A 14,901-nucleotide genomic window follows, 5' to 3' on the forward strand; every position below is an offset into this window, starting at 1 on the left:
TCTGGAAAGGCTCGTATGCTAGGTGATTGGCTCGTTAAATTGCCCGCATTCGATTGTTTTTAGAATTATGTTCCAGTTCTGCAAGCCCCAAAACTTCCAGCAGGGGAGGAATATACATGCCGAATCGGCCCCGTAAACCTTTTTTCAGGCCGTACCAGCCACCGACTGGGTTTTCTGATGACCGTCCCCATGCCTCAACGGTTCCCTGCTTTGCGTCTTTTTGTTCGTCGGCAGCGCCAAGCTCCATCAAGTCGCCGTGTTGCTTAAGCATGTTATGCAAATCAGCGATGCATCGTTAATCATAGTACAAAACTGTTTTCCCGACTGTGCACACTAAAACATCGTTGCCATCTTTTACATCTTTGTACAGTTGGTAATCTGATGTGCCGGGAGGAGTTTTTAGTTTCCACGGATCTTCCTTTGTACCTGTTGCGGTAGCCATCTTAACGAGATTTAATTAGATATGTACTTTGTTAAGCAGGGCTGATCAATCGACTACTTATTGTCTTTTATGTAAAAACAACCTTTGTCGCAATCCTTTATTTAGGAATTTCGCTCAGAGGAATAATTCATTGCAGAAGAGCCAATCAGGCCTGCATTATCAACGGTCATTGACCAACCAACGCTAATTTTTTGCCTTGTGGATCGATAGCAAGCCGGTTTAGCTGCTTGATTCCAAAGTTGCTAAAATCAGCGAGTTGTGTCCAGGTTGGAGTAACACTTGGCTTGTACTGGTATAAGACCGAGCCACGACACATAAGTAATGTTCCATCAGGTGTCCAGACGAAATCTTCACTACCCTCCAGCGTTTTTACGATTAATGATGATTGACGCGTCTGCAAATCGAGCTGCTTGATTTCCCAATCAGTAGGAGTTCGTTTATGCACAAAACTAACCGCATTTTTGCCGGGTACGTTTTGAAGCGCCCGTCCAATATTTCCTTCAATTCGGACGGTATCGCCGGTAGAAGTCTGAGCCAGTTGAAGTGAATTCGGTTTACCTAAGATAAATAAGGCCAGCCAGTCGTTGGAAAGCCAGCAATGGTAACCTACGGGCTTAACATTTTTCAAGACCAGTTCTGGTTCTCCATTGCCCGAAACAGGGAATTTCCACAATCGTTGTGTTTGATCTTTCTCAACCCGAATAACCGAAAAATAGGCTTTATCGGGCGTGATGGTCGGTGAATATTCGCTTTCGGGTGTCCGTGTCAGTTGAGTGGTTGACTTTTGCTTAACATCATAGCGGTAAATATCAGTTTGCCCATCATCCCGCATCGAGGTATAGAGCAAACCAGCACCATCCGGCGAAAAAGAGGGCTGATTGTCATAGCCTATACGCTGGGTTATATTTGTGGGGCTGCCCACTTGAGCGGGCTGACTTTTCAGGTCAAGGTCAACCAGAAATATGTCGGCGTTGGGAGGGCCTTGGCCAAGGGCTAGGTGACTGGAGACAAGCAGTAAGATAAAGCGGGAAAAAGACCATGATGGCCCAATTATCTTTGCGTAGAAGGTCTTTCTGATCAGCATGAGTTGGTTGTTGTGAAGACTAGTTTGATTACAGCATAAGATAAGCCATTACTGAGTTCTGTCATAACTTTTGATCTAAAGTACTTCAGGAATTACTCGGAATGTCCAACTGCCTTTTCTCTGAAACCGCCCTAATAGGTATTTATTATTCACTTGTAGTTCGGGCCTGATTAATAAGCTTGCCTGATTATGGTTTTATGAAGAATTGGCCTTTTATGCTGGCTTTCCTGAAACTTTGATAGCTTGCGTTTACTATCACGCTTGACAATGACAAATACCAGTCACTCTGGTTCTGTTTTGATTCAATCGATCACGCCAGAACAGACCTATCAACTCCGCCATCGTGTATTGTGGCCCGACAAACCAATTGATTACGTAAAGGTCGAGAATGATTCGGATGGATATCATTTTGGGGCATTTCGGGAAGATAAACTGATTGCTGTTATTTCATTATTTGTACATGAGCAAACGGCCCGTTTTCGCAAATTTGCGACTGATCCCGATTATCAGCACCAGGGCGTCGGTACGAAGTTACTGAACCATGTTATTACGGAAGCCCGTGGGTTAGGAGCGACCTCACTTTGGTGTGACGCCCGACTCGATGCCGCCGATTTTTATCGCCGGTTCGATATGGAAGCCGTCAGTGAGGTATTTTACAAAGGACCAATTCCTTATGCCCGGTTTTCGCTGGCACTTTAGTGATTATGTTTATTTTTATTCCTTTAACTAAACCCCTTAAAATCATGAAATTAATAGTATCTATTCTGTTCATAGCCATCGTATTAAGCAAAGCTGGCTCGGCTTATGCACAGGCCCCGGCTACATCGGCTAAAATGGGTGCCGATTCGGTCAATCTCAAAGTCTACACCGGTTCGTACACACTTACTAGTGGGAGTCCAATCCAAAAATTTACCGTTACTGCCGATAAAGGCGATTTATTTGGGGAAGCCGATAGTTATGGCAAAAACAAGCTGATCAAACAAGCCAAACCTGATACCTACCAGTCCACAAGCTCTTACGGGTCGATTATTACGTTCGTTCGGGATGGAACAACAAAAGCAGTAACAGGGCTTACTTTGGCCACACAGGGTACAGAACTATCAGCAAAAAAAGATAATCCGTAACCAAAAGATTCACCTATGAGTTTAGTAAGCATGTTTTCAATCGAGACAATCATGTCTTTTTTGGGAATATGCACACTAATACTCAACGATGAAAACGACTGGACTTATTCTGACAGCGGCCGCAATGGCCGTCTTATCGGCTTGTAGCCAAAAAAAAGAGAGCGATCAATCGGGCACTGAAGTAGCCACCGCCGATACAACACTTGATCTACCTGCTCCATTCGCAACAAAATCAGCACTGCATTTTAGCAATGTGGTTGGCTGGCCAACTGGCAAAACACCACAGGCGCCAGCAGGCTTTACGGTAACTGAGTATGCCCGTGACCTGGCTAGTCCAAGGTGGATTTACGTAGCACCTGACGGCGATATTTTCGTTGCTGAGTCGAATACCGAACGAAAAGGTGTTAAGCAGGCGGTAAAGGGTGTTGTGACTGGACAGAACAAATCTGAGCGAACAGAAGCGAGTGCCAACCGGATTACACTCCTGCGCGATTCGAATAAAGATGGCAAGCCCGAGATTCGGGAGACCTTTCTGGCCGGGCTTAATCAACCGTTTGGTATGCTTGTTTTAGGCAACCGTTTTTATGTAGCCAATACCGATGGATTAATGCAGTATCCATATCAGGCAGGGCAGACTAAAATGACCGCACCGGGCAAGAAGATACTAAGCTTACCCGCTGGTGGCTACAACAATCACTGGACACGTAATCTGCTGGCAAGTCCCGATGGAAAGAAAATATATGTCTCAGTCGGATCAGGGAGCAACGTAGGTGAGCATGGTCCTGAAAATGAGATTCGTCGTGCTAATATTCTGGAAATCAATCCCGATGGTTCCGGCGAACGGATATATGCCAGCGGTTTGCGTAATCCGGTCGGTATGGACTGGGAGCCAGGGAAAAATATATTGTATACCGCTGTTAATGAACGTGACGAACTAGGCGATGACCTTGTGCCTGATTACCTGACCAGTGTTAAGGAGGGTGCTTTCTACGGGTGGCCTTATTCGTACTATGGCCAAAATGAAGATCCGCGCCGGAAAGGAGAACGACCCGATCTGGTGAAAAAAGCCACTGTTCCTGATGTGCCATTGGGTGCACATACGGCTTCGCTTGGTCTGGCTTTTTACGACCAGAAGGCATTTTCAGCCAAGTACCATAACGGTGCTTTTATTGGCCAGCACGGCTCCTGGAATCGCTCTGCCTTTTCGGGATATAAGGTTGTATTCGTACCCTTTACCGATGGGAAACCCGGCAAACCTGAAGATTTTCTGACGGGCTTTATTGCAGACGGAACGGATAAAGATGTCTATGGTCGGCCGGTGGGCGTAACGGTATTGCCCGACGGATCATTACTGGTAGCCGATGATGCTGCCGGACGAATCTGGCGGGTAGCGGCTAGTAAATAGTTAGAAATATAGGCCTTTGGCTAATAGGTGTGCCACGTTTTTGAACTGTGGCACACCTATCAGCCAAAGGCCTGAGATAGTAACTCAAAAAAGAATCAGCGGATAGACTCTCTGGTAGAGTTTTTATCCGCTGATTCTTTTGTTGAACCTGATATAAGTGGCGTAGTTCCGGCCAATAATAAGGCCTTAACTGCTTAGAATTGATAAAATAGCCTTGCTCTTAGTCCAACCGTTGCATCCTGCTGACAACTTGGGTCCGACTGAAGGGGTGTTGAAATGACAGGACCTGCCTGGATAGCCCAGTACTTATTCTGCCATTCAAGACTAGCGCCAAAAGTCATATTGTTGAACAAGTCAACTGGCCGGATGCTCTTGTCCTGAATTTTTTCGTAACCCTTCCAATAGGGTAATTGATGATAGAAACTAATGTATTGCTGACTTTGCAGATTTAAAGCTGTACCAATTGTGGGCAGCAATGTAAATGATTGACTGAGCGGAATGCGATAACCCAGGCTAATTGGAAGCTGAACACGAACCGTATACATCTCAATGCCAAAAATGTCGAGCCGTGGGTCAAGGCCTCGCGCGTACTGTTTGCGAAAATCCTGAGGAATATTCTTGTCGAATTCTGGAGGACTACGAAAGGCAACTGTAGCAAAGGTGGCCTGACTTAATCCTAAGCCTAAACTCCAGTGTTTGGAAGCCAGCAACTCCGTATAGATGCCCATACTCCACATCTCGGAGTTGATATCTGTACCGATACCGGCTCTCAACCGAAGCGGTAATGATTGGACCCGCTGGCTGGCAGGAGCAGTTGTGGGTTGACCACTGACAACCGTTACCGCTGCTCGGGCGGGCCGCATTTGCCGGGCACGCTGCGCCAACAGAGCATCCCAGCGAACCGTATTGGTCTGCAACGGTAAAGCCGCCAGCGATTCATAAGCAAACGTAGGTTGCGTTGCTTCTCCTGTACTGGCAACGGGAGGAATATCTGTTGATACAGGCTGATTTTGTCCTGCCTGATTGTTTGAAGATAAAGGCGTTGTAACATTCCCGTTCGTAACTTCTCGGGTAGAGGCCTGATTCGTCGGCTCTACGTTCGAGTAGCTACCAGAAACTCGGTCCCGACCTTTTGTAGGCCGGTCTGCAATTGCTACATTATCTGCCGGTTTCTCCGGTCGTGAAACCTCAACACGTTGCTGGGAACCAGTTGAAATGGGTTCTGCAATGCGGTTTTCAGGCTGATTTGTAGTTCGATTTCGGGTCGTCCTTTCAACCTCTCCTGTTGATGATGAAAAGTCAGTTTTTGCTACCTGATCCCCCGTACTATTCCGCTCGGGTTGCTTTGTGATTTGAGGACTTTCAACTGACCGAAGCCGAGTTGTTGGAGCGGGTACTGTGACGTACCGGTCTATGAAGACGGTGTCGCGTTTCAGCGTAACCGAGTTTCGTTCTGGTGCAGCATTTACTGACGTTGAGCTTTTCTGGTTATTCTGATTCGACTCAGCAGTAACTGCTCCCGGTTCAGTAGCTGGCCGCGTTATATTGGCAGCAGCGGGTGGGGCTGTTTCTAACCGATTCGCTTTTTGGGTTACTTGCTGAAGAGTTTGATGTAAATGTTTTAATTCATAGTGTTGCCAGATAGTGGTGGTTAAGAAAATAGTTGTTCCAATAGCGCCCGCAACTGCAAATCGGGCTGCCTGACTAGCAAAGGGATGAGCAGACGGAGTGGGCGCATTGGGCGATGGGCCAGCCTGTTTAAGGGTTGCCTGCATCCGCGCCCAGTCCCGATCGGAGAATTCGGGTCGGATGCTATCCAGCTTTCGCCGGATAATATCGGCAAATCGATCAGTTTTCATGATATGGTATTGGAGCCGAGGGGCTGGTCTTAGCGTGGAAAGGATATGCCTGCCGGATCATTTGCTGGAGTTTCTGGCGAGCGCGTGCATAATTAGAACGTACTGTGGCTTCGTTGTGCGAGAGTATGCCTGCAATCTCGTGGAGGCTATAACCATCAACAACGTGCATCATAAACACCGTTCGGTAGGTAGGTGTTAGCTGCTGGACCAGGGCAAGAATTTCTTCGGCGGCAATCTGATCAACAACATCCTCATCGAGAGCTACCTGTTCGCCTGATTCCAGATTGGTGTGTTGTTCCAGTTGATGATTACGCCGATAATGGCTAATAGCCGTGTTGACCAGAATCGTTCGAAGCCATGCCTTAAATGGCTGTGTTTCGTCGAATCTGTCTAAATGCTGAAAAACCTTTAGAAATCCCTCATTCAGCACATCTTCAGCCTCTTCGCGGCTAGAGGTGTAGCGTAGACATATACTCTTGGCATACCCAAAAAACTGCTTAAATAGCGTTCGCTGCGCCCGGGGATCGCTGGCACGGCAAGCCTGAATGACACTGATTAGGTCATGTTCGGCAAACGAGGACGATTTTTTGAAAAACAACGTTCGTTCCGATTAGGGTGAGTATACGCACATACGTATTAATACGCAGGAAGTACAGGGTTCGTTGCATACGATCCCAAAAAAAAAATCAAATTTTTTACAATAAACTGCCACACTTACTTATTGGCAAGCGTATGGTCAAGAAAAGGCATATTTGATGCCACTTCATCCGATGAAGATATTGATAATTGGCGACCGGCATGTTGGTGGTTACGGCCTGACAGCCGGACAAATTAGTTTTGTTGGCCATTTTATTCGGCAAATTAGCGAGACGGGCAGAGCCGTTTCGGTGGAGGCTTATGTACATTCAACGTTATCCGGTGTTCATTCAACACTCTCACAACTACCCCTCGAACGATATGATCTGATTGTCGTACAGGGAGGTCAGGGCTGCCTGGATCATCCGGCTGGTTTGGGGGCTTTACTTGTGCGTAACACCGATAATTTGCCAGATATGTCTGGTGATGTGATTCTGCCCGATTGGTTGCAACCAATACGGAAAACCGAGCCCTCGGGACTATTGAACCAACTGTCGAAAATGGGGAAACTCCTGCTGGTAAAAGGCCTGGTTGCCATTGGCCAGCTTCCTCGCCTGCATACGGTTCGGCATGAATTGACGAAATTGTTAACCCTTTTGAGACCCCATCGGCATAAAGTGATAGTACTTAGTCCGTTTCCTCATCGTGAGCCGATTTATCAGTGGTTACGCCAGCAGGGTAAATCCTTGTTTATGCGGTCGGAGGTTCGCCAATCGTTCAGTGTTTTCGATTCCGATGCTGTCGTTCAACCGCGCGAAGAGTATTTTCAAACGAACAAGCCGGGCTATCTGAATGCGATTGGGCATGAACTGGTAGGCCGTGCCTTGTTTGATTTTTATCTGGCAGCACCAACCATTGTCGCCATTCACTCCATCCGGCGGAGTTGACATAATCTTACTAACCAACCTATGAGAAAATCCCCGGTCAGGTTCGCCTGCCGGGGATTTGTTTATTGATTGAGGATCAAACTTAAACGCCCATTTCTACTTTTTCGGGCTTTGTCGTATCGCCTTTGTGATGGTCTTCAGGTTGAGGTTGCGACGGTTTTTCTACATCTTTCCGGCGTGACATGTATGTATAAATAACCGGCACGACATACAGCGTCAGAATGAGCGAGAACATAAGACCGCCTACAATTACGATCCCTAACGGAACCCGACTCTTCGACGCTGAACCTAAGGCCAGCGCTAGCGGTAAGGCACCAAATGCAGCTACAAGGGTCGTCATTAAAATCGGGCGAAGCCGTAACGCGGCCGATTCGATAGCAGAATCAAATTTACTTTTACCCGTCAGACGCTGTTCATTGGCGAATTCCACGATCAGAATCCCGTTTTTGGTAACCAGTCCCACAAGCATGATGACACCAATCTGGCTGAAAATATTCAGGGTTTGGTTAAACATCCAAAGGGAGAAAACAGCACCGGCAAGGGCCAGCGGCACCGTCATCATAATGATAAACGGATCGATGAACGAGTCAAATTGAGCGGCCAGTACCAGGTAAATCAGAATCAGCGCCAACCCAAAAGCGAACAGCGTATTCGAGGAGCTTTCGGCATAATCGCGCGAAGGTCCAGAAAGAGACGTCTGGAACGTTTGGTCTAATGTACGGGCAGCAATGGCCTGCATGGCGGCAACTCCGTCGCCAATGGTTTTGCCCGGAGCCAATCCGGCCGATACCGTTGCCGACTTAAATCGGTTATAGTGATAGACCTGCGGAGGGCTACTGACTTCCTGGAACTTCACCAGGTTGTCTAACTGGATTAACTGCCCTTGATTGGATCGTACGTAAAACGAAGCCAGATCGACGGGTTCGTCGCGATCTCTGCGGTCAACCTGACCAATAACCTGATACTGTTTTCCATTCATCAGGAAATAAGCCAACCGACGGTTACTAAGCGCTAACTGCAATGTCTGGGCAACATCCTGTACCGAAACACCCAGGTTTGTTGCTTTCTCGCGCTCGATCGTAATGTTCAATTCGGGTTTGTTGAATTTCAGATCGACATCGGAATTGAGGAATGTTGGATCTTTCTGAACCTCTTCCAGAAAAGACGGCAATTTCTCACGTAGTTTTTCAAAGTTCAGGTTTTGAATCACGAACTGTACCGGTAGGCCACCTCCCTGCCGACCTACCTGAATGGTTTGGTCCTGGGTAGGGAACATGCGGGCCTCACTGAACTTTCTGAGGTTTTTTGTCAGGTAATCGACAATATCCTGCTGAGATCGCTTCCGCTCAGATGCATCAACCATATTGACCATCACGAACGATGAATTTACCGCTCCCGACCCTGAGTTTCCTGGTGCTACGACGCTAAACGCTAGTTTGTTTTCTGGAATGGAATCCAGTACAAAGTCTAACACCCGATCTGTAATGACCGACTGGGCTTCGAAACTAGTGCCTTCAGGCGAAGTAATTGAAATACGTGTACGGCCGCGATCTTCGAGTGGGGCCAGCTCTGATTTTAGCAGTGAACCCAATCCAAAAATAGAGCCCAAACAAACAACAATCATCACAAAAGCCCACCTACGCTTCTTCATAAAGGAGTTGAGCGAATCGCGATAGGCGTCATCGAGCCATACGAAAAACGGTTCTGTTTTTCGATAAAACCAGGATCGCCCGTGATTTTTACTGGTCAGTTTTACACTCAAAACCGGCGTTAATGTCAGGGAGACAAAAGCCGAGATCAAAACAGCTCCAGCTACTACAATACCAAACTCACGGAACAGTCGGCCCACGAACCCCTGCAGGAAGATGATCGGCAAGAATACAATGGCCAGGGTGATGGAAGTCGATACAACCGCAAAGAAAATCTCGTTGGACCCTTCTTTCGCGGCTTGTTCTGTGGGCATACCTTCTTCAACTTTCTTAAAGATATTTTCCGTAACCACAATACCATCATCAACCACCAAACCGGTTGCCAACACAATGGCCAGGAGGGTCAGGACATTGATACTGAAATCGGCCACGTACATGATGAAAAAGGCACCGATCAACGATACGGGAATATCGATTAACGGCCGGAACGCAATAAGCCAATCGCGGAAGAAGAGATAGATGACCAGAACGACCAGAACAAATGAGATGAGCAGCGTTTCGCCAACCTCTTCAATTGCCCGTCGAATAAAGATACTTCGATCCGTACCAACAAAGACGATGATATCGGGAGGTAAGTCTTTTTTTAGCTGATCGAATCGTTTGTAAAACTCATCGGCAATGCTGACGTAATTGGCGCCCGGCTGTGGAATCAAAGCCAGAATCACACCTACCGTTCCGTTTTGTTTTGAGACCGTTTCTTCGTTCTCCGCTCCCAGCGTTGCATAGCCAATATCTTTAAAGCGGATGATCTGGTTGCTCGTTTGCCGAAGAATCAGGTTGTTAAAGTCATCTTCCGTTGTTAACCGTCCTACCGCTTTTACCGTTAATTCGGTGTTATTACCATAGACCTTACCACCCGGCAACTCAACATTTTGCGCCGTTAATGCACTCTGAATATCCTGCGAAGTCAAACGGTAGGCCGATAATTTGATTGGGTCGATCCAGAGCCGCATGGCCTGGCGTTTGAGCCCAAAAATATTAGCCTGACTAACGCCCGGAATGGTCTGTAGCCGCTCCTGAAGCACATTCTCGGCATAGTCCGATAGTTGTGTCGGACTACGTGTTGTACTCTGAACGTTCAAAAAGATAATCGGTTCGGAGTTGGCATCCGCTTTCGTTACGACCGGGGGAGCATCAATATCCTGGGGTAATTGCCGTTGTGCCTGAGATACTTTGTCGCGTACGTCGTTGGCAGCCTGTTCCAGATTGGCATCCAGGTTGAATTCAACGGTAATATTACTGGACCCTAAGGCACTGTTGGATGAGATCGTCCGGATACCTTCGATACTGTTCAAGGACTTTTCGATAGGTTCGGTAATCTGCGACTCAATAATTTCGGGGTTAGCGCCTGTATAGCTTGTTCGCACCGAAATGACCGGGGGGTCAATTGCCGGGTATTCGCGTACACCAAGAAAGGTGAAGCCAATAATCCCGAACAACACAATGACGATGGACATCACCATCGCAAAGACCGGTCGGCTCAGACTTAATTCGGGGAGACTCATTGTTGTTGAGTTGTGTTATAGCGTTTTTACTGATATAGAGTTTTCCGGGAGAGTAGAGAGATTAATGCTCCATGCCAGTAAAGCTCTATAAATCTGCATCTGATTTCAGTTGGCGGCAACTTTGGGGCCATTACCCAACAGCGATACCACTCGACCAATTTTAACGGGAGCATCCTGTTTCAGGAACAACAAACCTGTCGTGGCAACCGTATCACCTAGCTGCACTCCCGACAGAATCTGGATCGTTCCAGCGGTACGAATACCAGTTGTAACGTCTTTAAACTGGGCTTTCCCATTTTTAATGACAATTACCTGGTTCGTCCGCGTCTGCGGAATGACGGCCTGCGTTGGAACCACTAAGCTCCGTTCGTTCTGAATCGTCAGTGTTACACGGGCAAACGTACCAGGCCGGAAACGGGCTGATGTATTGTTGACCTTTGCCCGAATGCGAAGGTTACGGGTCTGTTCTTCAACGCCGGGTTCAATAGCATACACAACCCCCTGGCTTGGTTGACTACTTCCATCTACTGAAAACGAAATAGTGCTGCCCGCATGTACTGACTGCCCGTATTTTTCAGGAATCGAGAAATCAAGCTTAAGGGATGAGATTTGTTGAAGCCTGGCAATCAGTGTGTTTGGTGAAACGACCGCACCAGAACTAACATTACGCAAGCCAATAACACCCGAAAAGGGGGCTCTGATTTCGGTGCGTTGCAGATTGGCTTTTACCAGCTCAATATCAGCCAGAGACGACCGCAGGTTTGTTGTCACAATGTCGTATTCCTGTTGGCTAATACCGCCCCGTTCGAGCAACTGCTTGTTTCGGTCTTCCGTACGCTTGGCATTATCGGCCTGAGCCTGAAGTTTCAGCAATTGGGCCCGTAGATCAGCATCGAAGAGTTTAACTAACAAATCTCCCTTTTTAACTGGCTGGCCTTCCTGAATATTTAACTGGGTGATTCGGGCCGAAATTTCAGGATAGATATCAACCTGTTCGGCTGCGAGCAATGATCCGCTGGAAACGACATCTTCCTTCAGATTTTTCATAATGACAACGAAGCCATTGACACTGGCCATTCCGCCACCGCCCCCTCCGCCTTTACCACCTGATCCGCCTTTACCCGCTCCACCTTTGGCGTCGCCACCGCCACCGGGGCCGCCCGAATTGGCTCCAGGAGCCGGATGTAACACTTTATTGTACACAATTATCCCGCCGAGTACCAGAACGACGAGACCGATAGCAATCCATCTTTTCACGGAGTAGTATTTTGCAATAAGGAACTTGATTTCTAACGGTAGAGAAGCCGTATTTGTTACAAACTACAAAGCTATTAATGTTGACGACTATATCAACAGCCAGATGCCTGTATATGAGCTATTTTTATAAGAATTTTGAATCTATTTCTGAGTCAATAATTATGTGTTTTATCCGTAGAAATGCTTACGATAGTCTAAGGGTGTTCAGGCACTATAAAGAGTGTATACCATGATTATGAGCATACTATTGTTTAGCCATTTTTTAGAGCTTATTGGGCATTTTAGCAGTTTTACTTATAAAACTCTGTCCAATAGGTAGCTTATGTTCTCAGTCGAAAATTTGTTTCAGTTAAACTGTTTTACAAACTGAGTCGTATAGTCAACTGCTTGAATTAGGTAACATGGCCTGGCTGATTGGGCTTGATATGACTCGAAGCTCCACGTAGATCACCCTTTTTAATGGTTATTTTCGATATTTCTCGAACGATGTCTGCATTTGAACCTGGAACAAGGATCGGCTAATCTCTACCTGTACGATCAAGATTGCTCACGAATCCATAATCATCAGCAATTCGCTGATCATCATAGCGGTGGCGCCCCAGACACGCTGCCCCTTAATCTGGTAAAATGGAGCATCGACAACAACCCCTCTCACCTCGATCTGGCTATCGCCAACAATAGTCTCGTCCAGTAAGGTATCCAGATCAACTTCTACAACAGCTTCCACTTCGCGGGGATCGGGGTAATAATCCGGGCGATAAGGAAGCATACCGACAACTGGCTGAACATAGAAATTACTTGGGGGAATAAATAACTCGGTCAATAAACCCAGCACTTTCACATCAGACACCCGGATACCAACTTCTTCCTGAGCCTCCCGTAAAGCCGTTCGGGTTAAGTTTTCGTCGAACCGTTCCATTCGCCCGCCCGGAAAAGCCATCTGACCCGCATGGACTCCATCATACTGCGGGCGAAGAATTAACGGCAGATAGATCGAGTCCTGATACGGGTAAAAACAAATCAACACTGCACTCCGTCGCGTCCGTTCATTGGGTTTAATTCCCAAGCGATAGCGGGCCGCCGATGCCATTTTCTGATGGGCTACTTCGCCGGGTAGCGGTTTCATCAATCGCTTGCGAAGGTCTTCAGTAAAGTTATGGAACGAGGTGTCGATCATATTGGTATCTAGTTTTTGGCGTCTGGATCACGTATTCGTTGTCTGACTGAAATCGATTTCCGAAAACCTAAAACTCATTTATATAAACTCACAAGCTGCTCGGCACAGCGTTCGCCGTCCATTGCAGCCGAAACAATACCACCCGCATAGCCAGCTCCTTCGCCACATGGAAACAGCCGCCGGACCTGTACATGCTCGCATGTATCGCGATCACGTGGAATCCGAACGGGCGACGAAGTGCGACTTTCAACCCCAATTACCTGACCGTCGTTGCTCAGGTAGCCGCGCATCTTCCGGCCAAAATCGCGCAGCCCTTCCCGTAATGGCTGTACAATATGATCGGGTAGGACCTCAGCCATATCTACCGATGCTAAACCCGGTTGATAGGATGTCGGTAACAACTCACTTGAAACCCGCCCATCCACAAAATCAGCTACGAGTTGAGCTGGTGCTGTTTGAGATGGCTGATCCTTGCTCTTTCCTCCCATACGGCAAGCCCAGCGTTCCAGATCCTGTTGCAAAGCTAACCCAGCGAGTGGTCCTTCGTCGGCATAAGGCTTCAGGTCATTGTCTGTAATCGCCACGACCAGGCCTGAATTGGCATATTTCGAATCCCGACGCGAAGGCGACATGCCATTGACCACCAACTCGCCCGGTGCCGTTGCGGCCGGAACAATAAAGCCTCCGGGACACATACAAAACGAAAACACACCCCGTTCTACCCCATTAAATCGAGTCTGCGTCACCAAACTATACGACGCTGCGGGTAAGTAATCGCCACGATTCGGCCGGTGATACTGGAACTGATCAATCAGACTCTGCTGATGTTCAATGCGTACGCCCATGGCAAATGGTTTCGCTTCGATCAGAATTTTTCTCGCTTGCAATAAGTAAAAAATATCGCGTGCCGAATGGCCCGTTGCCAGAATAACCCCGATCCCGGTCAGTTCGTCACCAGTTGCCGTCACGACGCCTTTCAGCTCGTTGTTTTCCAGAATCAGGTCGGTTACTTTGGTATTGAACCGCACTTCACCACCCGCGTCCAGGATGCTTTGCCGAAGGTCGGCTACCACATTAGGGAGTTTATTGGTGCCGATATGCGGATGGGCATCGACCAGAATCTCATCAGTAGCACCATGTGCGACAAAAATCTCCAGAATCCGTCGTACGTCGCCCCGTTTGGTTGAACGAGTATAGAGTTTACCGTCGGAGTAAGTTCCGGCTCCCCCTTCGCCGAAGCAGTAATTCGACTCCGGATTGACTATATGATCTTTATTGATGGCTGCAAGGTCACGTCGGCGGCTACGAACATCACTTCCCCGTTCCAGAACGATGGGTTTGACACCTAATTCAATCAAGCGAAGGGCCGCAAATAAACCCGCTGGACCGGCACCTACGACAATGGCTTGCGGAGCCGACGTCGAATCGCTGACGTTGGTTTGCGGTTTTTTATACTGGATAAGTGGGGGAGGTGTTTCATTGACGAACACCTCCGTATCGATATGGACCCTAATTTGTCGTCCCCGTGCATCGATTGACTGCCGACGCTTGCGCACGACTGCCGGACTATCCGTTGATAGCCTGAGCAATTGGAAAACATGCTCCCGAAAAGCCGCATCGTCGTAAGCATGTTCGGGCGACAGGGTCACTGAAAGTTGGTGAATCATGAATTTACAGGGCCGGTTTTTATCCGACAGATGGTTCACAAAAATACATGAAAACAGGCTGCTTTTTGCTTAACAGGAAGGCTCGGATTTGGGTTCGTCTTGTTACTCTGTGGGATTTAGAAGTTAAGCTAATGAAGTTGCTTTTCTTT

General features: G+C 47.7%; 11 protein-coding genes and 1 pseudogene. 4 read left to right on the forward strand and 8 right to left on the reverse strand.

Features of this window, described 5'->3' with window-relative positions; translation table 11 throughout:
- Nucleotides 1-34: 34 nt before the first annotated feature.
- Both G8759_RS36420 and G8759_RS16220 read right to left on the reverse strand, forming a co-directional pair.
- Nucleotides 35-442, reverse strand: a pseudogene (locus tag G8759_RS36420) (DUF6855 family protein).
- Between the two features lie 166 nt (nt 443-608).
- The gene (locus G8759_RS16220; RefSeq protein ID WP_167209707.1) at nt 609-1,526 is read right to left on the reverse strand and encodes a TolB family protein; all 918 of its coding nucleotides are present in this window, start codon (nt 1,524-1,526) and stop codon (nt 609-611) included.
- 267 nt (nt 1,527-1,793) lie between these two features.
- On the opposite strand from G8759_RS16220, the gene G8759_RS16225 reads away from it, so the two are divergent.
- From G8759_RS16225 to G8759_RS16235, 3 genes are all read left to right on the forward strand, one after another.
- A complete protein-coding gene (locus G8759_RS16225; protein ID WP_167209709.1) occupies nt 1,794-2,225 on the forward strand; it encodes a GNAT family N-acetyltransferase in 432 nt (143 codons plus the stop codon).
- A 44-nt stretch (nt 2,226-2,269) separates the two neighbouring features.
- A complete protein-coding gene (locus G8759_RS16230; RefSeq protein ID WP_167209711.1) occupies nt 2,270-2,650 on the forward strand; it encodes a DUF3471 domain-containing protein in 381 nt (126 codons plus the stop codon).
- Between the two features lie 88 nt (nt 2,651-2,738).
- Complete coding sequence (locus tag G8759_RS16235) at nt 2,739-4,055, forward strand: PQQ-dependent sugar dehydrogenase (protein WP_167209713.1); 1,317 nt, start codon at nt 2,739-2,741, stop codon at nt 4,053-4,055.
- Between the two features lie 194 nt (nt 4,056-4,249).
- Here the strand turns inward: G8759_RS16235 and G8759_RS16240 are convergent, their stop codons facing one another.
- Complete coding sequence (locus tag G8759_RS16240; RefSeq protein WP_167209715.1) at nt 4,250-5,914, reverse strand: hypothetical protein; 1,665 nt, start codon at nt 5,912-5,914, stop codon at nt 4,250-4,252.
- Entirely contained in the window at nt 5,904-6,512 is a 609-nt protein-coding gene (locus tag G8759_RS16245; protein WP_167209717.1) for an RNA polymerase sigma factor, read from the reverse strand. Before G8759_RS16245 ends, G8759_RS16240 begins: the two co-directional genes overlap by 11 nt.
- 172 nt (nt 6,513-6,684) lie before the next feature.
- On the opposite strand from G8759_RS16245, the gene G8759_RS16250 reads away from it, so the two are divergent.
- Nucleotides 6,685-7,437: an SGNH/GDSL hydrolase family protein gene (locus G8759_RS16250; protein ID WP_167209719.1), complete on the forward strand. Its 753-nt coding sequence runs from the start codon at nt 6,685-6,687 to the stop codon at nt 7,435-7,437.
- 82 nt (nt 7,438-7,519) lie between these two features.
- Here the strand turns inward: G8759_RS16250 and G8759_RS16255 are convergent, their stop codons facing one another.
- From G8759_RS16255 to G8759_RS16270, 4 genes are all read right to left on the reverse strand, one after another.
- Entirely contained in the window at nt 7,520-10,651 is a 3,132-nt protein-coding gene (locus G8759_RS16255; protein WP_167209721.1) for an efflux RND transporter permease subunit, read from the reverse strand.
- A 105-nt stretch (nt 10,652-10,756) separates the two neighbouring features.
- Nucleotides 10,757-11,908 carry an efflux RND transporter periplasmic adaptor subunit gene (locus G8759_RS16260; protein WP_167209723.1) on the reverse strand — a complete coding sequence of 384 codons (1,152 nt, stop codon included), beginning with the start codon at nt 11,906-11,908 and terminating at the stop codon, nt 10,757-10,759.
- Nucleotides 11,909-12,455: 547 nt separating this feature from the next.
- Nucleotides 12,456-13,085 (reverse strand): NUDIX hydrolase, encoded by a 630-nt coding sequence (locus G8759_RS16265; protein WP_167209725.1) that lies wholly within the window; start codon nt 13,083-13,085, stop codon nt 12,456-12,458.
- A 74-nt stretch (nt 13,086-13,159) separates the two neighbouring features.
- Nucleotides 13,160-14,752 (reverse strand): NAD(P)/FAD-dependent oxidoreductase, encoded by a 1,593-nt coding sequence (locus tag G8759_RS16270; RefSeq protein ID WP_167209728.1) that lies wholly within the window; start codon nt 14,750-14,752, stop codon nt 13,160-13,162.
- Between the last annotated feature and the right edge of the window lie 149 nt (nt 14,753-14,901).

Source organism: Spirosoma aureum, from assembly GCF_011604685.1.
Taxonomy (GTDB): domain Bacteria; phylum Bacteroidota; class Bacteroidia; order Cytophagales; family Spirosomataceae; genus Spirosoma; species Spirosoma aureum.